We start from the raw sequence: 20785 nt of genomic DNA on the forward strand, positions 1-20785 counted from the left end.
GCCATCAGCTTAAGGCCCAGGGCTCAAATGAAACGATCTGCTTTCTTTATTTCCGATGGCACCGGCATCACGGCCGAAACACTAGGCCAGAGCCTGCTCGCGCAGTTCGAAAACATTACCTTCGCCAAATTCACACGGCCTTATATAGACAGCGTGGACAAAGCGCGGGCCATGGTACAACAAATCAATCTGGCGGCTGAAAAAGACGGCTTTCGCCCGATCATTTTCGACACCATCGTCAATCAAGACATTCGTGAGATTCTCGCAACGTCGAATGGTTTCATGATCGACATTTTCTCCACGTTCCTGGCGCCATTGGAACAGGAGCTGAGCGAACATTCCTCTTACTCCGTCGGAAAGTCTCATTCCATTGGGCATAACTCCAACTATATGGAGCGGATCGAGGCGGTGAACTTCGCCCTCGACAACGATGACGGCGCCCGCACGCACTACTACGACAAGGCCGACCTGATCCTGGTCGGCGTATCGCGCTGCGGCAAGACACCCACCTGCCTGTACATGGCCATGCAATTCGGTATCCGCGCGGCCAACTACCCGCTGACCGAAGACGACATGGAACACCTGACGCTGCCAGCCGCGCTGCGTGCGCACTCCCACAAGCTGTTCGGCCTGACCATCGACCCGGACCGGCTCACTGCGATCCGCAACGAACGCAAGCCCAACAGCCGCTATTCCAGCTACGCCCAATGCGAATTTGAAGTGCGCGAAGTAGAAAATCTGTTCCGTCGCGAGAATATTGCGCACATCAATTCCACGCATTTTTCGGTGGAAGAGATTTCCGCGAAGATTCTGGTGGAGAAAGGTGTGGAGCGACGGTTCAAGTAGCCTTTGGGAGGTTTGCTCTTGACGGAGGTGTGTCAGTTGGCGAATTAACCGGCTGATCCAGCGCCATCGGGGCATAGGTATCTACACAACTTTGGCGCGGCCCTGAACCTGCGGCGGCCCAGGAGCCGAAGCCTCTCTAACTGATGCACTGCGACCAAAATGTGGGAGGGGGCTTGCCCTAATGCCAGTCAGTTAAGAAGTAGAAAGGGTAAAAAGTAACCTGTGGCGAGGGAGCTTGCTCCCGCTGGACTGCGCAGCAGTCCCATTTTTGGGGCCGCTTCGCGGCCCAGCGGGAGCAAGCTCCCTCGCCACAGGTACAGTGTTCGTCCTTAACTGACTGGCATTAGGGCTTGCCCCCGATGGCGGCCTGACAGCCGACCAGGATGTTGGATCAAGGCGAGTACATATCCGTTGCTGCGGTAACGGCGGCTTAGGGTTCCGCCAACGGCGGGTCACTTTGGAAAAGAGCCCCAAAGTAACCAAAGGGCTCTTGCCCCACCACTCGGCACCTCGCCTAGGCTCGGTGTGCCCGTAATCCGACAGTGATTTGGGGGGCCGCCGCCACGCGCCATCCATGGCGCGGGGCGGCTAAACCGGCATCCCTGCCGGTTTACCCCCCAAATCACTATCGGATTCCGGCCAGCGTGGTTTAACGGGGCGCCTAGATCAAAAGCAAGATCAAGAGCGATTCGCTTCGCATCGTGGTTACCGTAGGCTGCTACAAAGTTGTGTAGATACCTATGGCCATCGGGGGCAAGCCCCCTCCCACATTTGGCCGGTGTACATCAGGTCTACAGGTGAAACCTGCCGCCACCCTGCCCCAGCGCGGTCGCCAGCGCATCGAAGCCCTCGCGCAACAACTGATCATCCCCCGACGTATTACAGATACTCGCCCGGATGAACTGCGGCACTGCGGTCTGTCCCACCGCGAACGCCTCGGCGGTCGCGATCAGGTAATTGTTCTGTTTGAGCTCCGCCTCGATTTCCGACGCGCGCCAGGGTTCAGGCACTTCGATCCAGAAGTGTGGGCTGTTGAGGTGAGTACGGTAGGCCAGTCCATTCAATAAGCCTTCGACCAACGCCTTGCGCCGGCTGATCTCGTTGATCTGCTGGCGCAGCAGGTATTCGGCCGTGCCGTTTTCGATCCACTGGGTCGCCAACTCCAGGGTCACCGGGGTGGCCATCCAGCAGGTCGAACGCAACGCCGCCGACACCCGACTGACCAGCGCCGGCGGCGCATGCACGTAGCCGACGCGCAGCCCAGCCGATACCGCTTTGCTCAGGCTGCTGATCAAAATCGTCCGCTCGGGCGCAAAGGCGCTCAACGGTGGCGGGCGGTCTTCCACCAAAACGCCATGGGCCTCGTCCTCGAGAATCAGCAGATTGTGTTCGCGACAGACTTTGACCAAGGCCTCCCGGCGCGCCACCGATAACACCGCCGTCGTAGGATTCTGGATGGTCGGTGTGCAGTACAGCGCCGAAACCCGGTGATTACGACAGACTTCATCCAGTGCGCCCGGCAACACACCTTCTTCGTCCATTTCCAGCCCGATCAGCCGCACACCCAGCATACGCGCAGCGGTGATCAGCCCTGGGTAAGTCAGTTGCTCGGTGACCACCGTGTCGCCGGCGCGCAGCAACGCCATCATCGCGCAGAGCAGGCCGTGCTGGCCGCCATTGACGCAGATGACCTGCTCGGGAATCGGATGGAAGTCGCGTTGCACCAGCCATTGCGCACCGGCCTCACGGTAGCGCGGCAGGCCTGCGTCCGGGGTGTAGGCGCTGATGTCCTGGAGGAATTTGCCGTTGGTCGACAGGGTCTGGAAGCTCTGGGCGAGAAACACCGTTTCCTGCCCGGGAATGTGCATGTTGCGGCTCATATCGAAGTACTGGCGTGGCTCCTCGCTGAAATTGCGAAAGCCCTCATCACGCTGGCGCTCCATCCCACGCTTGCGCACGAATGTGCCGTCACCCACACGCGCCACCACCAACCCTAACCGCTCCAGCTCACCGTAGGCCCGGCTGATGGTGCCGATGGTGACACCCAGATTGTCGGAAAGCACCCGATGGGGCGGCAGTTTTCTTCCCGGTTCAATCGTGCCTTCAAGGATGCCCCTTTCCATGACATCGGACAGGCGCTTGTACTTCACGCCCTGACCGTTGGACAACCCCTCACGCATAATTGACACCATGTCAATATTTGTTTTGACAGTCATCATTCGCCCTAATAGTGTGCTTTTGCGGGTTCAATCACCGGATTGAATCACTTATAACAAGTTCAATATAGAGTTCAATTCCGGCTCAGGGAAGCAATAAACGATGCCAATGTCCGCCGTTCTTGAAAACACTGCAAAAACCAAAACCCACAAACAGTGGCTGGCCGGCCTGATCACGAGCGTCATGTTCCTGATCGTGTGCTTGAGCTGGGGCACGACCTGGCTGGGCATCAAGATCGCGGTGGAAAGCGTGCCGCCACTGACCTCTGCGGGCCTGCGCTTCCTGATCGCCTTCCCGTTGTTCCTGTGTTTTGCCATGGTGCGCCGCGAGCCGATTCTGTTTCCGCGCGAAAGCCGCTGGTTCTTCGTGTTCGTGACCCTGTCCTACTTCAGCATTCCCTATTACCTGCTCAACTACGGCGAGATGCATGTCTCGTCCGGCCTGACCGCCCTGCTGTTCAGCTGCATGCCGGTGTTCATCCTGATCTTCTCCGCGCTGTTCCTGCGTGAGCGCATCTACCTCTCCCAGGTGGTCGGCATCGGCATCGGGTTCGCCAGCCTCTACATGATCATCAAGAGCCAGGGCCTGCACCTGGACCACGCCGAGTTTTTCGGCGTATTGGCGATTCTGACCGCCGCGATCATGCACGCGTTGTGCTACGTGATTACCAAGCAAAAAGGCAGCGCCATCAGTGTCATCACCTACAACACCCTGCCCATCGGCATTGCCGGGCTGATGCTGTTCGTGGCCGGCCTGTGGTTCGAGACCCCGACCTTCGACGACATCACCCTGCGCTCCTGGAGCGCGCTGTTCTACCTCGGGCTGGTGGCGTCGGTGGGCGGCTTCATTGTGTATTTCATGCTGCTCAAGCGCCTGAGCCCGATCATCTTGTCCTTCGTGTTCATCATTTTTCCGGTGTTCGCGGTGATCATCGGCGCCTGGTACGAAGGCGTGGAAATTTCCCGTGACCTGATGCTGTACTCGGCGATCCTGCTGGGCGGTTTTGCGATCACCAAGTTGCCGATCGAAAAACTGCTGGCCAAGAAAAATTGAGTACGCCACCTCCCACCCAGCGACGCGAGAGAAACATGGACGTCCTGCGCCCCGAAGCCCTGGAACAGATCTACGCCCACGCAAGCCGCAGCTATCCCGAGGAATGCTGTGGCTTCATCTTCGCCGATGGCAGTGTGTACCTGGGCAGCAATATCCAGAACGAGTTGCACCGCAAGAATCCGCAGATGTACCCACGCAGCGCGGCCAGCGGCTACACCTTTTCAGTCGCCGACACCTTGTTGATGAACAAGGCGTTTCGCAGCGACAACCCGGTGGTGGTGATCTACCACTCGCACCCGGATGTCGGTGCCTATTTCAGCGAGGAAGACCAGGACAAGGCGCTGTTTCTCGGCGAGCCGATCTATCCCGTCAGTTACCTGGTGGTGGATGTTCGCCAAGGCCAGGCCCTGGGGTCAAAGCTGTTTGCCTGGGATGGCAAGCATTTCGCCCTTCAACCTTTCAACGACCTGCACACGGAGTTGTCCATGAACGCTGTCTCTTTCCCTGACATTCTGGTTCGCGTGGCCAAGCTGCCGGAATCGACCCTCGAGGGCGCCGGATCGACATTGCGCGAAGTCATTGAAAACCTCTGCGACAGTCACCCACAGTTGCGCCAGCACCTGTTTCACGAGAAGAACAACCAGCTCAAGGAACACTTCCTGTTCACCGCCGAGGAGGAGCTGATCGACGCTGACGACAGCTTGCCGGCAAAGGCCCGGATCGAAGTGCTGCTCGCCACCTCCGGCGGCATCGACGTCGAGACCCTGAGCAATGAAGAAGTGCAACGCTACGTCCGCCATATCACCCTGCCCGGCGTCGGCCGTGAAGGTCAGTTGAACCTGAAAAAAGCCAAGGTGCTGATCATCGGCACCGGTGGCCTGGGCTCGCCCATCAGTCTTTACCTGGCGGCAGCCGGCATCGGCACCTTGGGGCTGGTGGACTTCGACGTGGTGGAAAGCAGCAACCTGCAGCGCCAGATCGTGCATGGCAACAGCACCCTGGGCATGCCCAAGGTGGAATCCGCCAAGCAACGCCTGCAAGACCTCAACCGCCACATCCAGATCAACGCGCACAACACCGCGCTCACTGCCGACAACGCCCTGGAGCTGGTGGGCGCCTATGACCTGGTGATCGACGGCACGGACAATTTCGAGACCCGCTACCTGGTCAATGACGCCTGCGTACAGTTGGGCAAACCCTTGGTGTACGGCGCCATCTACCGTTTCGACGGGCAAATCAGCGTACTCAACTATAAAGGTGGGCCTTGCTACCGCTGCCTGTTTCCCAGCGCACCGCCTACGGAACTGGCGCCCAATTGCAACGCCGGTGGGGTGATCGGCGTGCTGCCGGGGGTGGTCGGGATGATCCAGGCGACCGAGGCGATCAAATTGCTCATCGGTATTGGTGAACCCTTGTCCGGCCGCTTGATGCGCTTCGATGCGCTGGCGATGAAATTCAGCGAGATCCGCTTCAAGCGCCGTGCCGACTGCCCGTGCTGCTCGGAACGGCGCCACAGCGAAGCCGTCGCACCGACGCTGTGCGCGGATGCGGTGCCGAGCCAACCGTCCCTCGCCGAGGAACGCTATATCAAGCCCCGCGTGCTCAAGCAAGTGATCGACAACCACCGCAGCGCCGACGTGTTGCTCGACGTGCGCGACGCCAGCGAACTGGAAGTGTGCAAATTGCCGGGGGTGGTGCACATCCCCCTGGCAGAGCTGGATGAACAGCTCGACAGCCTGAGCCGCGACAACACCCATTACCTGATCTGCTATGCCGGGACCCGTGCCGAGCAGGCCGCCAGTACCTTGTTGGCCGCAGGCTTCGCCAATACCAAGGTGCTGCAGGGCGGCATGAAACACTGGGTGCGCGACGTCGAACCCGACATGCCGCTGTACTGATCGGGGGCCGACTGATGCTGCATAACTCCATTCTCGACGTGATCGGCCATACCCCGATCGTACGTCTGGCGCAGTTTTCCGAAGACCTCGGCATCGAGGTCTATGCCAAGCTGGAATCCCTCAACCCGGGCGGCAGCCACAAGGCGCGCATCGCCCTGGGCATGATCCTCGACGCCGAACGCCGTGGCGTGCTGATGCGCGACTCCGGGCAGACCATCATCGAACCCAGCGGCGGCAATACCGGTATCGGCCTGGTGATGGCGGGCAATGTGCTTGGCTACAAAGTGGTGCTGGTGATTCCGGACAACTACAGCCCCGAAAAACAGAAGCTGCTGCGCCTGTACGGCGCCCGGGTGGTGCTGTCGGACAGCCGCCTCGGTAACAATTCCCACGGCGAAAAGTGCATGGAGCTGCAGTTGGAAAATCCCAACTACGTGATGCTCAACCAGCAACGCAACGGCGCCAACCCGCAAACCCACCGCGACACCACCGCGCCGGAAATCATCCGCGCCTTCGGTGAGCGGCGTGTGGACTACTTCGTCAGCGGCATCGGCACCGGTGGGCATATCACCGGTATCGGCGAAACCCTCAAGGCCGCCTGGCCGGCGATCCGCGTGATGGGCGTGGAGCCGGAGGAATGCGACCTGCTCAAGGACCAGCACGCCTCGCACGCCATCCAGGGCCTGTCGATTGGGCTGATCCCGAGCATTCTCAACCTGGACGTACTGGACGGCATGCTCAAGGTGTCGCACTCGGCGTGCCTGGAAATGATCAAACGCATCATGCGCACCGACGCCATCAGCCTGGGGCTGTCCTCGGCCGCCAACATGGTCGCTATCGCCCAACTCGCCCCGGAACTGCCGCCCGAAACGGTGGTGCTGACCATGGTCTACGACAATGCCGACAGCTACCTGCCCAGTTTCGAATAACCGGTTACCCAACCAACCAGAATGCGGGGGTGCCTCCATGGGAGGCTTTATCGACATGCAACAGCTGCACGATGAGTTGCTGACCCACCTCATCCAAACCCTGACGCCTGCGCAGATGAAGCAACTGGAGCCGCACCTGGCGCCGCTGATCCAGACTGCCGCCCAGGCGGTGGCCGAGGACTTGATCGCCTACGCCTATCGCGACCCGGCCTCGCGCGGGCGCGGCGAATTGATCCTGGAATCCTACGCCTCGTTCAAGGCGGTGTTGTTCTACCGGCTTGCGCACCTGGTGTGGAATTTCCCGGAGCCCGCCCCCGGCGTCTTTACCCGCATCGCCCTTAAGCTCAGCAACCAGGGCAAGATCCTCTCCGGGGCCGAGATTCACCCGGCTGCGCGCATCGGCCGGCGCTTTGTGCTGGACCATGGCTACGGCACGGTCATCGGCGAAACCTGCGAGATCGGTAACGACTGCTACATCCTGTGTGGCGTGACCCTGGGCGCGCGCGGCATCGCCAACAACCCGGACGGCAAGCGCCATCCACGCCTGGGCAACAATGTCGAGGTCGGCGCCGGGGCACGGGTGCTGGGCTATGTGCAGATCGGCGACAACGTATTTATCAGCCCGTCCTGTGTCATTACCCAGGACGTGCCGGCGGGCACCAAGGTCAAGGTGGTCAACCAGATCCAGCTGCAGAAAAACGATGAATCGGATCACAGCAGCTACCTAGGCGCGTTCGCCCTGGATGAGCGCCTGCACGTGGTCGGCGAGGTGGATGCCGGCCATAAGGTCACGGTGCTGGACGCCGACTTCCATCCGCTGCCAGGGCTGATGCTCGAACCCACGGTGAAAGAGCGTCATCACCTGCAGTTTCGCCTGCGCCGCCTCGATACCGGTGAGCAACTGCCGCGCCTGCCGCTGAACCTGAAAGTCTGCGGGCCCGCGTTCGAGATCACCCTGCTCTCCCCCCCTGGCTTGAGTGCCATGGTGCGTCACCTGTTGCAAGCCAGCCCACTGATCGTCGGAGGTTGAACATGTCCGTGCATACCATGGAAACCCTGGCGCTGTTCGACAGCGCACCTTATCAAAACGCCTTCAGCGCCCGGGTGATTGCGGTCAGCGAGCATGGCGTCGCCCTGGAGCACACGCTGTTCTATCCCACCGGCGGCGGGCAACCGGGTGACACTGGCCACTTCACCCTGGCCGACGGCACCCGCGTGGCAGTCACCGGCACTGTGCGCGACCCGGTGCTGCGCTCGATCATCTGGCATCAGGTGGAACAGTGCCCCGCGCACCTGACCGCTGGCGTCCAGGTGGACGCCGGCCTGGATTGGGAGCGGCGCTACCAGCATATGAAGATGCATACTTGCCTGCACTTGCTGTGCTCGATCATCGACGCGCCGGTGACGGGATGCAGTATCAGTGCAGACAAAGGTCGCCTGGATTTCGACCTGCCGGAAATGACCCTGGATAAAGACACCATTACCCGCGACCTTAACGCCTTGATCGAACAGGCCCACGCGGTGAAAACCCTGTCGATGCCGGCTACGGAATATTCGACGCTGCTGCAGATCACCCGCACCCAGGCCGTTGCGCCGCCGGTCATCCAGGGTTCCGTACGGGTGATTGAGATTCCCGGCATCGACATCCAGCCGTGCGGTGGCACCCATGTGCTCAACACCGAGGAAATCGGCCGGGTGTTCTGCGAGAAAATCGAGAAGAAGAGCAAGCACAACCGTCGGGTGATCCTCAGGTTCGAGTCATAACTGAGCCTGACTCGACAGTTGCAACAATGCAAAAACAATGTGGGAGGGGGCTTGCTCCCGATAGCAGAGTGTCAGTCAACAGGTTCATTGGCTGATCCACCGCTATCGGGAGCAAGCCCCCTCCCACATTGGGTTGTGTGGTGTTTTTCAGATCATGAACAGGTCCATGAAACGATTGACTGGGGTAGCCTCAAGCCGTGTCTGGTCCTTGCACAACGCAAAGATTTCGGCACTGCGCTGCGCAGTAAACCGCGTCGCCAGGTTGGCCTTGAACTTGTCTTCCAGCAGCGGGATTCCATTCTCTCGACGACGACGATGGCCAATCGGATATTCCACCGCCACCTGCTCGGTGCAGGTGCCGTCGGTGAAGAACACCTGCACCGCATTGGCGATGGAGCGCTTGTCGGCCTGCAGATATTCGCGGCTGTAACGGGGGTCTTCGACGATCACCATTTTCCCGCGCAGCTCATCGATGATCGGGTGGGCAGCATGGAATTGATCCTCATAGTGCTCGGCCACCAGGTCGCCGAAGGCCAACGGCACCGCGGTCATGTATTGCAGGCAATGGTCGCGGTCCGCCGCGTTGGCCAAGGGGCCGACTTTGGAAATGATGCGAATCGCCGACTCGTGGGTGGTGATCACGATGCGCTCGATTGCATGCAGGCGGTTCTTCACCAATGGGTGCAAGGTCACCGCCGCTTCGCAGGCCGTCTGCGCATGGAATTCAGCGGGAAAGCTGATCTTGAACAGCACGTTTTCCATCACGTAGGTGCCGTAGGGCTGGGACAGGCTGAACCTGCGTTGCTCTTCAGGTTTGAGGGCCAGGTCCTTGTTGGTGTGACTGAACAACACGTCGTAGAACCCCCACTGTGGCGCGCTCAGCACGCCGGGGATGCCCATCTCGCCGCGCAATGCGATATCCGCCAGGCGCACCCCGCGACTCGACGCATCGCCCGCCGCCCAGGATTTGCGCGAACCGGCGTTCGGCGCATGGCGGTAAGTGCGCAACGCCTGCCCATCGACGAACGCATGGGACAAGGCCGCGAGCAATTGCTCACGGTTGGCGCCCATCAGCTTGGCGGTGACTGCCGTCGAGGCGACTTTCACCAGCAGCACATGGTCGAGGCCGACGCGATTGAAGGCGTTTTCCAGGGCAATCACGCCCTGGATTTCGTGGGCCATGATCATGGCTTCCAGCACGGCACGTACGCTCAGCGGTGCGTCACCCTGGGCCACGCGTTTTTGCGACAGGTGATCGGCCACGGCGAGGATGCCGCCCAGGTTGTCCGAAGGGTGGCCCCATTCAGCCGCGAGCCAAGTGTCGTTGTAGTCGAGCCAGCGCACGATACAGCCGATGTCCCAGGCGGCCTTGACCGGGTCCAACCGCAACGAAGTGCCCGGCACCCGTGCCCCGAACGGCACCACGGTACCCTCGACGAGCGGCCCCAGGTGCTTGGTGCACTCAGGGAAGCGCAAGGCCAGCAGGCCGCAACCGAGGGTGTCCATCAGGCAGTTGCGGGCAGTGTCCAGTGCGGCCTCGGACTCGATCCGGTAGGTGAGGACATAGTCGGCAATGTCCTGCAGGACCTGATCGTAGTCGGGGCGATTGTTCTGGTCGACGTTGGCGCTCATGGCAGTTCTCCAAAAAGGTGGTTTATTCCTCAGGGTCACGGTTGATCATCAGGGCCGGTCTGGTTGCCTGCCTTGGAATAGAGATCCCTTGTGGGAGGGGCAAGACCTATTGCCAGTCAGTTAAGGCTTTTGGTAGGAGCGAGCTTGCTCGCGAAGAACTCAGGGCCCCCGCGTTTATCCAGAATGAACGCGTTGCCTGGGCGTTTTTCGCGAGCAAGCTCGCTCCTACATTGAATCGCTCAAACCCCCTCCCACAGGGATGGGGTTGGGCTTTAGAAGGCATCGCCGGGAACACGCACAAACCCCTCCATCAACACCCGCGCACTACGGCTCATGATGGCTTTCTTCACCACCCATTCACCGTTCACTTGAGTCGCCTCGGCACCGACGCGCAAGGTGCCCGACGGATGCCCGAAGCGCACGGCATTGCGCTCGATGCCACCTGCCGCCTGGTTGACCAGGGTGCCGGAAATCGCCGCCGCCGTGCCGATCGCCACCGCCGCCGTGCCCATCATTGCGTGGTGCAATTTGCCCATGGACAACGCCCGCACCAGCAAATCCACATCGCCGGCCTTGATCGCCTTGCCGCTGGACGCCACGTAATCCGCAGGCTTGGCCACAAACGCCAGCTTCGGCGTGTGCTGGCGCAGGGCTGCCTCGTCCAGGTGCTTGATCAGGCCCATGCGCAACGCGCCATAGGCACGCACGGTCTCGAACATCGCCAGGGCTTTCGGGTCGCCGTTGACCGCGCCTTGCAATTCAGTGCCGGTGTAGCCGAGGTCTTGAGCATTGATAAAAATCGTCGGGATGCCGGCGTTGATCAGGGTGGCCTTGAAGGTGCCGACGCCGGGCACTTCCAGCTCATCGATCAGGTTGCCGGTGGGGAACATCGAGCCACCACCGCCCTCTTCTTCCGCCGCCGGGTCGATGAATTCCAACTGCACTTCGGCAGCCGGAAAGGTCACGCCATCCAGTTCAAAATCACCGGTTTCCTGCACAGCGCCGTCGGTGATCGGCACATGGGCGATGATGGTCTTGCCGATATTGGCTTGCCATACACGCACCACGGCCACGCCGTTGTGGGGCACGCGGCCTGGGTCGACCAGGCCGGCGCTGATCGCGAACGAACCGACCGCCGCCGAGAGGTTGCCGCAGTTGCCACTCCAGTCGACAAACGGCTTGTCGATGGACACCTGGCCGAACAGGTAATCCACGTCGTGCCCGGCACGCGTGCTCTTGGCCAGGATCACGGTTTTGCTGGTGCTGGACGTGGCGCCGCCCATGCCATCGATTTGCTTGTCATAGGGGTCGGGGCTGCCGATCACCCGCAACAGCAAGGCGTCGCGGGCAGCGCCCGGTACCTGCGCCGAGGGCGGCAGGTCCTCGAGGCTGAAGAAAACCCCCTTGCTGGTGCCGCCACGCATATAGGTGGCGGGGATCTTGATTTGCGCTACGTGTGCCATGGTTAACCCCTCAGGCCGTCGCCGCCGATTCCAGGAAGTCCTGGGCAAAACGTTGCAACACGCCGCCCGCCTCGTAGATCGACACTTCTTCAGCGGTGTCCAGGCGGCAGGTCACCGGCACTTCGACACGCTCGCCATTCCTGCGGTTGATCACCAGGGTCAATTGCGCGCGCGGCGTGCGTGCGCCGACCACGTCATAGGTTTCGCTGCCGTCGATCTTGAGCGTGTGGCGGTCGGTGCCCGGCAAGAATTCCAGGGGCAACACGCCCATGCCGACCAGGTTGGTGCGGTGGATGCGCTCGAAACCTTCGGCGGCGATCGCTTCCACACCGGCCAGGCGCACGCCCTTGGCCGCCCAGTCGCGGGACGAACCCTGGCCGTAGTCGGCGCCCGCGATAATGATCAGCGGCTGCTTGCGTTCCATGTAGGTTTCGATGGCTTCCCACATGCGCGTGACCGTGCCTTCCGGCTCGATACGCGCCAGGGAGCCCTGCTTGACCTTGCCGTTTTCCTGCACCATTTCGTTGAACAGTTTCGGGTTGGCGAAGGTGGCGCGCTGTGCGGTCAGGTGGTCGCCCCTGTGGGTCGCGTAGGAGTTGAAGTCAACTTCCGGCAAGCCCATTTTCGCCAGGTACTCGCCGGCGGCGCTGTCGAGCATAATCGCGTTGGAGGGCGACAGGTGGTCGGTGGTGATGTTGTCCGGCAGCACGGCCAGCGGGCGCATGCCCTTGAGCGGACGTGCGCCGGCCAAGGCGCCTTCCCAGTACGGTGGGCGGCGAATATAGGTGCTTTGCGGGCGCCAGTCGTACAGCGGGGTGACTTTAGGGCCGGTGTCTTCGTGAATCGCGAACATCGGGATGTACACGGCGCGAAACTGTTCCGGCTTGACCGAGGCCTTGACCACTGCGTCGATCTCTTCGTCGCTCGGCCAGATGTCCTGCAGGCGGATTTCCTTGCCGTCGGCGTCGAGCCCGAGCACGTCTTTTTCGATATCGAAACGGATGGTGCCGGCAATCGCATAGGCCACTACCAGCGGCGGCGAAGCGAGGAAGGCCTGCTTGGCGTACGGATGAATACGCCCATCGAAGTTGCGGTTACCTGACAGCACAGCGGTGGCGTAGAGGTCGCGATCGATGATTTCCTGCTGGATCACCGGGTCGAGCGCGCCGGACATGCCGTTGCAGGTCGTGCAAGCGAAAGCCACCACGCCGAAACCAAGTTTTTCCAGTTCATGCCCCAGGCCGGCTTCTTCCAGGTACATGGCCACGGTTTTCGAACCCGGCGCCAGGGACGACTTGACCCACGGCTTGCGCGTCAGCCCGAGCCGGTTGGCGTTGCGCGCCAGCAGGCCGGCGGCGATCACGTTGCGCGGGTTGCTGGTGTTGGTGCAACTGGTGATAGCGGCAATGATCACGGCGCCGTCAGGCATTTGCCCCGGCACGTCGTCCCACTGGCCGCTGATGCCTTTGGCCGCCAGGTCACGCGTGGCGACACGGGCGTGAGGGTTGCTCGGGCCCGCCATGTTGCGTACCACGCTGGACAGGTCGAACGTCAGGCCGCGCTCGTATTGCGCGCCTTTCAGCTCGTCGGCCCACAGCCCGGTGTGGCGTGCGTACTGTTCCACCAGGGCGACCTGTTCCTCTTCGCGACCGGTGAGCTTCAGGTAGGCGATCGTCTGCTGGTCGATGTAGAACATCGCTGCGGTGGCGCCGTATTCCGGGGCCATGTTGGAGATGGTCGCGCGGTCGCCCAAGGTCAGGGCCGAAGCGCCTTCACCGAAGAACTCCAACCATGCGCCGACGACTTTCTGTTGGCGCAGGAACTCGGTCAGCGCCAGCACCATATCGGTGGCGGTGATGCCCGGCTGCAGCTTGCCGGTCAGCTCCACCCCGACAATTTCCGGCAGACGCATCCATGAGGCACGCCCGAGCATCACGCTTTCGGCTTCAAGGCCGCCGACCCCGATGGCGATCACGCCCAGGGCATCCACATGCGGGGTGTGGCTGTCGGTGCCGACGCAGGTGTCCGGGAAGGCCACGCCGTCGCGAACCTGAATCACCGGTGACATTTTCTCCAGGTTGATCTGGTGCATGATGCCGTTGCCGGGCGGGATCACGTCGACGTTCTTGAAGGCCTTCTTGGTCCACTCGATAAAATGGAAGCGATCTTCGTTGCGGCGGTCTTCGATGGCGCGGTTCTTTTCGAACGCCTGCGGGTCGGCGCCACCGGCTTCGACGGCCAGGGAGTGGTCGACAATCAACTGGGTCGGCACCACCGGGTTGACCTGCGCCGGATCGCCGCCTTGCAGGGCGATGGCGTCGCGCAGGCCGGCGAGGTCTACCAGGGCGGTCTGGCCGAGGATGTCATGGCACACCACGCGGGCCGGGAACCATGGGAAATCGAGGTCACGCTTGCGCTCGATCAACTGGCTCAGGGAGGCATTGAGGCTGGCCGGGTCGCAACGACGCACCAGGTTTTCCGCGAGTACTCGGGAGGTATACGGCAAGGTGGCGTAGGCGCCGGGAGTGATTGCCTCGACAGCCGCGCGGGCGTCGAAGTAATCCAGGCGGCTGCCGGGAAGCGGTTTGCGAAATTCAGTGTTCATCGTCAGGACTCGGTCACGGTAATTACAAAAGGAAGGCCGACGCGAACCTGATGTGTAACGCAATCCAAAGGTGGGAGGGGGCTTGCTCCCGATAGCAATCTGTCAGGCGGTACAGCAGGCGCTGAACCACCGCTATCGGGGGCAAGCCCCCTCCCACATTTGATTCGGTTACCACTTCAGGATCGTCGATCTTCAGCGACGTTCGATTGGCACGAACTTGCGCTGCTCAACGCCGGTGTACTCGGCGCTTGGACGGATGATGCGGTTATTGGCGCGTTGCTCGAACACGTGCGCCGCCCAGCCGGTGAGCCGCGAACAAACGAAGATCGGCGTGAACAGCTTGGTCGGGATGCCCATGAAGTGGTACGCCGAGGCATGGTAGAAATCGGCGTTGGGGAACAGCTTCTTCTGCTCCCACATGGTCTTGTCGATGGCTTCGGAAACCGCAAACAACACCGTGTCGCCCACTTCGTCAGCGAGTTTTTTCGACCAACCCTTGATCACTTCATTGCGCGGGTCGTTGTCTTTGTAGATGGCGTGGCCAAAGCCCATGATCTTGTCCTTGCGCGCCAGCATGCCGAGGGTGCCTTCGACGGCCTCTTCGGCCGAACCGAAACGCTCGATCATCTCCATCGCCGCTTCGTTGGCGCCGCCGTGCAGCGGGCCGCGCAGGGAACCGATGGCGGCGGTGACGCAGGAATACAGGTCGGACAAGGTCGAGGCGCACACCCGGGCAGTGAAGGTCGAGGCGTTGAATTCGTGCTCGGCATAGAGGATCAGCGACACATTCATCACTTTGACGTGCAGATCGCTCGGCTTCTTGCCATGCAGCAGGTGCAGGAAGTGCCCGCCGATGCTGGGCTCGTCGGTGACGCAGTCGATGCGCTTGCCGTCGTGGCTGAAGCGGTACCAGTAGCACATGATTGCCGGGAACGCGGCGAGCAGGCGATCGGTGACGTCACGCTGCACGCTGAAGTCTTTTTCCGGCTCGATATTGCCCAGGAACGAGCAACCGGTGCGCATCACGTCCATCGGGTGGGCGTCGGCGGGGATGCGTTCCAGCACTTCTTTCAACGCTTGCGGCAAGTCGCGCAGCTGGCTCAGCCTGGCGCTGTAGGCCGCCAGTTCGGCGCTGGTCGGCAGTTCGCCGTACAGCAGCAGATAGGCGACTTCTTCAAATTGCGCATCGGCGGCCAGTTCACGCACGTCATAGCCGCGATAGGTCAAGCCGGCGCCGGCCTGGCCGACGGTCGACAGTGCGGTCTGCCCGGCCACCTGGCCACGCAGGCCGGCACCACTCAATACTTTTGCTTCAGCCATGGTTTTTCTCCAATTTTGTCGTTATTCAAGGAGGCGCGCTTGCTACTTCTTTGCGGCAAACAGCGCGTCGAGCTTCTGCTCGAAGGTGTGGTAGTCGATACGATCGTAAAGCTCCATGCGGGTTTGCATGGTGTCGATCACGTTCTGTTGCGTACCGTCGCGGCGGATCGCGGTGTAGACGTTCTCGGCAGCCTTGTTCATGGCGCGGAAGGCCGAGAGCGGGTACAGCACGATGGAAACATCGGCAGATTTCAACTGTTCGGTGGTAAACAGCGGGGTCGCGCCGAATTCGGTGATGTTGGCCAGGATCGGCGCTTTCACCCGCGAGGCGAACAGCTTGTACATCTCAAGTTCAGTGATGGCTTCCGGGAACACCATGTCGGCACCGGCCTCGATGCACGCAGCGGCACGCTCCAGGGCGGATTCCAAACCTTCCACGGCCAGGGCATCGGTGCGGGCCATGATCACGAAGCTGTCATCGGTGCGCGCGTCCACGGCGGCCTTGATGCGGTCGACCATTTCCTGCAGGGACACGATCTCCTTGTTGGGCCGATGGCCGCAGCGCTTGGCGCCCACCTGGTCTTCGATATGGATGGCCGCCGCGCCGAACTTGATCATCGACTTGACGGTGCGCGCGACGTTGAACGCCGAGGAACCGAAACCGGTGTCCACGTCCACCAGCAGCGGCAGGTCGCATACGTCAGTGATGCGGCGTACGTCGGTCAGCACGTCATCCAGGCCGGTGATGCCCAGGTCCGGAACACCCAGGGAGCCTGCCGCCACGCCGCCACCGGACAGGTAAATCGCCTTGAAGCCGGCGCGTTTGGCCAGCAAGGCGTGGTTGGCGTTGATTGCACCGACCACCTGCAACGGCTGTTCACTGGCGACCGCGTCACGGAAACGCTGGCCTGGGGTGCTGTTGTTCGTGGAACTCATGACTCACCTCTATTTATTGGGGAGCGCCGTCCGGGAAGTGACGGGCGATGTTGCGTTTGGAAGCGCCGATATGCCGGCGCATCAACAGTTCGGCCAGTTCACCGTCGCGATCGGCAATCGCGTCAAGAATGCGGTGATGCTCGGCAAAGGCCTGGCGTGGACGATTGGGGGTGGCGGAAAACTGGATGCGGTACATGCGCACCAATTGGTATAGCTCGCCGCAGAGCATCTGGGTCAGGGTGCGGTTGCCGGCGCCCTGGATGATCCGGTAATGAAAATCGAAGTCGCCTTCCTGTTGGTAATAGCCGACACCGGCCTGAAACGCGGCATCCCGTTCATGGGTGTGCAATACCTGGCGCAGCTCTTCGATTTCCGCGTCGGTCATGCGCTCGGCCGCCAGCCGGCACGCCATGCCTTCCAATGACTCGCGGATTTCATAGAGCTCGACCAGCTCGGCGTGGCTCAACGACACCACGCGGGCGCCGACGTGGGGCACCCGCACCAGCAGGCGCTGGCCTTCCAGGCGGTGAATCGCCTCGCGCAGCGGGCCACGGCTGATGCCATAGGTGCGCGCCAGCTCCGGTTCGGAAATCTTGGAGCCCGGGGCGATCTCGCCCTTGACGATGGCGGCCTGGATTCGCCGGAAGACGTTTTCCGACATAGTTTGGGATTCGTCCGACAGCGCCGGCGGAGATTCCGTTTGATCCAGCATATTGTCGACACCTTTAAAAGCAATGCTGCAAAAACTAGCCAATTACCCCTGCTTAGTCAAAGAATAAATCAACATTGTCGACAATCGTCTAATAACCTCCGGCGTTGATCCAAGAGCATGGCCGCCTGCCAGCGCTGGCGCCAAAAAAGCATCATGTTAGAATGCCCGCCGCATTTGCCTGACATCGCTAGATGAAATGGCGCACGAGGGAGCTTGCGCAGTAATGCCAGTCGCCTTGAATTTCGCACTGCATCGCCTCAGGAATTATGAGACTCAAGCCCTTCCCCCTACTGTTATGCCTACTGTCCCTGCCGAGCCTTGGCGTTGCCGCCGAGAAGACGGTGTATGGCCTGAATGAATACGCCAAGTTGGCGGGCATCGACCTGGAAGTCGCGGCCAAACTCGACACGGGCGCCAAGACCGCCTCGCTGAGTGCGCGCGATATCAAACGCTTCAAGCGCAACGGGGAGTCCTGGGTACGCTTCTACCTGGCCATCGATGCCGCCCATTCCCACCCCATCGAACGTCCACTGGCCCGCGTCAGCAAGATCAAGCGCCGCGCCGGTGATTACGATCCTGAGGAGGACAAGCAGTACACCGCTCGTCCGGTGATTGCCCTGGATATCTGCATGGGCAGCGCTTTACGCAGCATCGAAGTGAACTTGACTGACCGCAGCACCTTCCAATACCCGCTGCTGATCGGCTCCGAAGCGCTCAAGCGCTTTGATGCGCTGATCGACCCCAGCCTAAAATATGCAGCAGGCAAACCTGCCTGCGCCGCCGACGCTCATACCGCCGAGTAAACCGAATGCGCTCTCTGACCCTGCACCTGAAAATCCTGATCACCATTCTGGTGGTGCTGGGTATTTCGGTCACCGCCTACCAGATCTTCGTGCTGGGCATCCCTGTCACCGAGGACGCCACCGATGACTTGTGGAACATCGACGCGAAGGTCGAGTTCGTCGCCAACCCCAAGGACCCGGTGAAGGTTTCGATGTTCGTGCCGCCGTTGAGCCGCGACTTCGTCAGCCTCAATGAGAGCTTTATTTCGAACAACTACGGGGTGAGCGTCAATCGCGCCGACGGCAACCGCAAGGTCACCTGGTCGGCGCGCCGCGCCAAGGGCAACCAGACCCTGTATTACCGCCTGGTGCTGACCAAGCGCTACAGCGGTGAAAAGGTCAAGATCAAGGGCCCGACGTTCCGCGACAGCATCGCCGTGGAGGGCCCGGAAAAAATCGCCGCCGAAGCCTTGCTCGCGCCGATTCGCCAGCACTCGGCAGACGTCGAGACCTTTATTACCGAAGCCATCAAGCGCACCAACAACCTCAACGACGACAATGTGAAACTGCTGCTGGCGGGCGACCCGTCGACGTCGCACAAGGCCAAGATCGTTGAATTGCTGCTGTCCATCGCCCACGTACCGGTGGAAAAAGTCCACACCATTCGCCTCGTCGCCGACCAGCCGCAATCTCCGGAACTGTGGCTGCGCAGCTTCAATGGGAATGACTGGCTGTACTTCAACCCGGAAACCGGTGAACAAGGCCTGCCCGCCGACCGCCTGCTGTGGTGGACCGGCGATGAAAACCTGATCACGGTCGATGGCGGCAAGAAAGCCATGGTGACCTTCAGCCTGAACAACAGCGAAATGAACGCGATTCGCCTGGCCAAGCTGACCGACGAAAACACCGACGCCAACTTCCTCGAATACTCGCTGTACGGCCTGCCGCTGCAAACCCAACAGACGTTCATGATCATGGTGATGATCCCGATTGGCGTGCTGGTGATCCTGATCCTGCGTAACCTGATCGGCCTGCAGACCCTCGGCACCTTTACCCCGGTGCTGATCGCCCTGGCCTTCCGCGAGACGCAACTGGGTTTCGGGATTGTGCTGTTTACAATCATCACCGCGCTGGGGCTGTCGCTCAGGTCCTACCTGGAACACCTGAAGCTGCAGATGCTGCCGAGGCTGTCGGTGGTGCTGACCTTCGTGGTGGTGCTGATTGCCGCCATCAGCCTGTTCAGCCACAAGCTGGGCCTGGAGCGGGGCCTGTCGGTGGCGCTGTTCCCGATGGTGATCCTGACCATGACCATCGAGCGCCTGTCGATCACCTGGGAAGAGCGCGGCGCCAACCATGCGCTGAAAGTGGCAATCGGCACGCTGTTCGCGGCATCCCTGGCGCACATCATCATGAGCGTGCCGGAGCTGATCTACTTCGTGTTCACCTTCCCGGCGATCCTGCTGATCCTGGTGGGTTTCATGCTGGCCATGGGCCGTTATCGCGGCTACCGCCTGACCGAACTGGTACGTTTCAAGGCATTCCTGAAGGCTGACTCCTAATGTTCGGCTTCTGGAAGACCTGGAAGGCCCTGGAAGCGCGCGGGATCATGGGCATCAACCGGCGGAACGCCGACTACGTGCTCAAGTACAACAAGCGCAGCCTGTACCCGATCGTGGATGACAAGATCATCACCAAGGAACGGGCCATGGCGGCCGGTATTCACGTACCTGAAATGTATGGAGTCATCTCCACCGAGAAGGAAATCGACAAGCTCGACGAAATCATCGGCGGGCGCAGCGACTTCGTGATCAAGCCCGCCCAGGGCGCCGGCGGCGACGGCATCCTGGTGGTGGCGGACCGCTTTGAGGGGCGCTATCGCACGGTGTCCGGCAAGATCATCAGCCATGAGGAAATCGAGCACCAGATTTCCAGCATTCTTACCGGCCTCTACTCCCTGGGCGGCCACCGCGATCGCGCCTTGATCGAATACCGCGTGGTACCCGACCAGATCTTCAAGAGCATCAGCTACGAAGGCGTGCCGGACATCCGCATCATCGTGCTGATGGGCTATCCGGTGATGGCGATGCTGCGCTTGCCGACGCGCCAGTCCGGTGGCAAGGCCAACCTGCACCAGGGCGCGATAGGTGTGGGCGTCGACCTCGCCACCGGCCTGACGTTGCGTGGCACTTGGCTGAACAACATCATCACCAAGCACCCCGATACCACCAATGCGGTGGACGGCGTACAACTGCCCAACTGGGACGGTTTCATGAAGCTGGCGGCCGGCTGCTATGAACTGTGCGGCCTGGGCTATATCGGTGTGGACATGGTGCTGGACCAGGAAAAAGGCCCGCTGATCCTGGAATTGAACGCGCGGCCGGGGCTGAATATCCAGATTGCCAACGACTGCGGCCTGACCCTGCGCACCCATGCGGTGGAGGCGCGACTGGAAGAACTGAAAGCCGCTGGCGTGAGCGAAACCCCGGAAGAACGGGTGAAGTTCGTGCAAGAGATGTTTGGCCATATACCGCCCGTGGAAGGCTGATCCGGCCTTCGAACTGTCTATCCCCGACATCCCCTCTAGGAGCAAATCCTACAGGGGACTACAATCCCCTCCCCCGCGCCACT

Annotated in this window: 16 protein-coding genes; 9 read left to right on the plus strand and 7 right to left on the minus strand. The window is 61.1% G+C overall.

What is annotated here, in order from left to right; all coding sequences use genetic code 11:
* Positions 1–27: 27 nt before the first annotated feature.
* Entirely contained in the window at positions 28–846 is an 819-nt protein-coding gene (locus C4J85_RS19920; RefSeq protein WP_003193298.1) for a pyruvate, water dikinase regulatory protein, read from the plus strand.
* Between the two features lie 791 nt (positions 847–1637).
* Here C4J85_RS19920 and C4J85_RS19930 read toward each other — a convergent pair.
* Positions 1638–3062 carry a PLP-dependent aminotransferase family protein gene (locus C4J85_RS19930; RefSeq protein WP_124363937.1) on the minus strand — a complete coding sequence of 475 codons (1425 nt, stop codon included), beginning with the start codon at positions 3060–3062 and terminating at the stop codon, positions 1638–1640.
* Between the two features lie 160 nt (positions 3063–3222).
* On the opposite strand from C4J85_RS19930, the gene C4J85_RS19935 reads away from it, so the two are divergent.
* The 5 genes from C4J85_RS19935 to C4J85_RS19955 are packed head-to-tail and all read left to right on the plus strand — an operon-like array spanning position 3223 to position 8707.
* Complete coding sequence (locus C4J85_RS19935; protein WP_164485293.1) at positions 3223–4116, plus strand: DMT family transporter; 894 nt, start codon at positions 3223–3225, stop codon at positions 4114–4116.
* Positions 4117–4151: 35 nt separating this feature from the next.
* Complete coding sequence (gene moeB / locus C4J85_RS19940) at positions 4152–6014, plus strand: molybdopterin-synthase adenylyltransferase MoeB (protein ID WP_124410552.1); 1863 nt, start codon at positions 4152–4154, stop codon at positions 6012–6014.
* A 14-nt stretch (positions 6015–6028) separates the two neighbouring features.
* Entirely contained in the window at positions 6029–6943 is a 915-nt protein-coding gene (locus tag C4J85_RS19945) for a PLP-dependent cysteine synthase family protein (protein ID WP_124404964.1), read from the plus strand.
* A 37-nt stretch (positions 6944–6980) separates the two neighbouring features.
* On the plus strand, positions 6981–7973 hold the full coding sequence (locus tag C4J85_RS19950; protein ID WP_124363941.1) for a serine O-acetyltransferase: 993 nt from the start codon (positions 6981–6983) through the stop codon (positions 7971–7973).
* 2 nt (positions 7974–7975) lie between these two features.
* A complete protein-coding gene (locus C4J85_RS19955) occupies positions 7976–8707 on the plus strand; it encodes an alanyl-tRNA editing protein (protein WP_124410553.1) in 732 nt (243 codons plus the stop codon).
* Positions 8708–8854: 147 nt separating this feature from the next.
* Here C4J85_RS19955 and prpD read toward each other — a convergent pair whose 3' ends face one another.
* The 6 genes from prpD to C4J85_RS19985 form a co-directional block, all read right to left on the minus strand.
* Entirely contained in the window at positions 8855–10339 is a 1485-nt protein-coding gene (gene prpD / locus C4J85_RS19960) for a 2-methylcitrate dehydratase (protein WP_124410554.1), read from the minus strand.
* A gap of 272 nt (positions 10340–10611) precedes the next feature.
* Positions 10612–11802 carry a 2-methylaconitate cis-trans isomerase PrpF gene (gene prpF / locus C4J85_RS19965; RefSeq protein ID WP_124410555.1) on the minus strand — a complete coding sequence of 397 codons (1191 nt, stop codon included), beginning with the start codon at positions 11800–11802 and terminating at the stop codon, positions 10612–10614.
* Positions 11803–11812: 10 nt separating this feature from the next.
* The gene (gene acnD, locus C4J85_RS19970) at positions 11813–14407 is read right to left on the minus strand and encodes a Fe/S-dependent 2-methylisocitrate dehydratase AcnD (RefSeq protein WP_124410556.1); all 2595 of its coding nucleotides are present in this window, start codon (positions 14405–14407) and stop codon (positions 11813–11815) included.
* A 192-nt stretch (positions 14408–14599) separates the two neighbouring features.
* The gene (gene prpC, locus C4J85_RS19975; RefSeq protein WP_124363945.1) at positions 14600–15727 is read right to left on the minus strand and encodes a 2-methylcitrate synthase; all 1128 of its coding nucleotides are present in this window, start codon (positions 15725–15727) and stop codon (positions 14600–14602) included.
* 42 nt (positions 15728–15769) lie between these two features.
* Positions 15770–16663 carry a methylisocitrate lyase gene (prpB, locus tag C4J85_RS19980; protein WP_124363946.1) on the minus strand — a complete coding sequence of 298 codons (894 nt, stop codon included), beginning with the start codon at positions 16661–16663 and terminating at the stop codon, positions 15770–15772.
* Positions 16664–16676: 13 nt separating this feature from the next.
* Positions 16677–17375 (minus strand): GntR family transcriptional regulator, encoded by a 699-nt coding sequence (locus C4J85_RS19985; RefSeq protein WP_124363947.1) that lies wholly within the window; start codon positions 17373–17375, stop codon positions 16677–16679.
* A gap of 266 nt (positions 17376–17641) precedes the next feature.
* On the opposite strand from C4J85_RS19985, the gene C4J85_RS19990 reads away from it, so the two are divergent.
* Genes C4J85_RS19990 through C4J85_RS20000 form a run of 3 tightly spaced genes read left to right on the plus strand, consistent with a single transcriptional unit; the run spans position 17642 to position 20702 of the window.
* Positions 17642–18178 (plus strand): ATP-dependent zinc protease, encoded by a 537-nt coding sequence (locus C4J85_RS19990; RefSeq protein WP_124410557.1) that lies wholly within the window; start codon positions 17642–17644, stop codon positions 18176–18178.
* Positions 18179–18183: 5 nt separating this feature from the next.
* Positions 18184–19716: an inactive transglutaminase family protein gene (locus tag C4J85_RS19995; RefSeq protein WP_124363949.1), complete on the plus strand. Its 1533-nt coding sequence runs from the start codon at positions 18184–18186 to the stop codon at positions 19714–19716.
* On the plus strand, positions 19716–20702 hold the full coding sequence (locus tag C4J85_RS20000) for an alpha-L-glutamate ligase-like protein (protein ID WP_124363950.1): 987 nt from the start codon (positions 19716–19718) through the stop codon (positions 20700–20702). The genes C4J85_RS19995 and C4J85_RS20000 overlap by 1 nt, the downstream gene beginning before the upstream one ends.
* The last annotated feature ends 83 nt before the right edge of the window (positions 20703–20785 follow it).

Source organism: Pseudomonas sp. R4-34-07 (assembly GCF_003852375.1).
GTDB lineage: Bacteria > Pseudomonadota > Gammaproteobacteria > Pseudomonadales > Pseudomonadaceae > Aquipseudomonas.

Bases quoted from the DNA above. Each gene is read 5' to 3' on its own strand.
- C4J85_RS19920 (WP_003193298.1), top strand. From the start codon at position 28: ATGAAACGATCTGCTTTCTTTATTTCCGATGGCACCGGCATCACGGCC.
- C4J85_RS19930 (WP_124363937.1), bottom strand. From the start codon at position 3,062: ATGACTGTCAAAACAAATATTGACATGGTGTCAATTATGCGTGAGGGG.
- moeB (WP_124410552.1), top strand. From the start codon at position 4,152: ATGGACGTCCTGCGCCCCGAAGCCCTGGAACAGATCTACGCCCACGCA.
- C4J85_RS19945 (WP_124404964.1), top strand. From the start codon at position 6,029: ATGCTGCATAACTCCATTCTCGACGTGATCGGCCATACCCCGATCGTA.
- C4J85_RS19950 (WP_124363941.1), top strand. From the start codon at position 6,981: ATGGGAGGCTTTATCGACATGCAACAGCTGCACGATGAGTTGCTGACC.
- C4J85_RS19955 (WP_124410553.1), top strand. From the start codon at position 7,976: ATGTCCGTGCATACCATGGAAACCCTGGCGCTGTTCGACAGCGCACCT.
- prpD (WP_124410554.1), bottom strand. From the start codon at position 10,339: ATGAGCGCCAACGTCGACCAGAACAATCGCCCCGACTACGATCAGGTC.
- prpF (WP_124410555.1), bottom strand. From the start codon at position 11,802: ATGGCACACGTAGCGCAAATCAAGATCCCCGCCACCTATATGCGTGGC.
- acnD (WP_124410556.1), bottom strand. From the start codon at position 14,407: ATGAACACTGAATTTCGCAAACCGCTTCCCGGCAGCCGCCTGGATTAC.
- prpC (WP_124363945.1), bottom strand. From the start codon at position 15,727: ATGGCTGAAGCAAAAGTATTGAGTGGTGCCGGCCTGCGTGGCCAGGTG.
- prpB (WP_124363946.1), bottom strand. From the start codon at position 16,663: ATGAGTTCCACGAACAACAGCACCCCAGGCCAGCGTTTCCGTGACGCG.
- C4J85_RS19985 (WP_124363947.1), bottom strand. From the start codon at position 17,375: ATGCTGGATCAAACGGAATCTCCGCCGGCGCTGTCGGACGAATCCCAA.
- C4J85_RS19990 (WP_124410557.1), top strand. From the start codon at position 17,642: ATGAGACTCAAGCCCTTCCCCCTACTGTTATGCCTACTGTCCCTGCCG.
- C4J85_RS19995 (WP_124363949.1), top strand. From the start codon at position 18,184: ATGCGCTCTCTGACCCTGCACCTGAAAATCCTGATCACCATTCTGGTG.
- C4J85_RS20000 (WP_124363950.1), top strand. From the start codon at position 19,716: ATGTTCGGCTTCTGGAAGACCTGGAAGGCCCTGGAAGCGCGCGGGATC.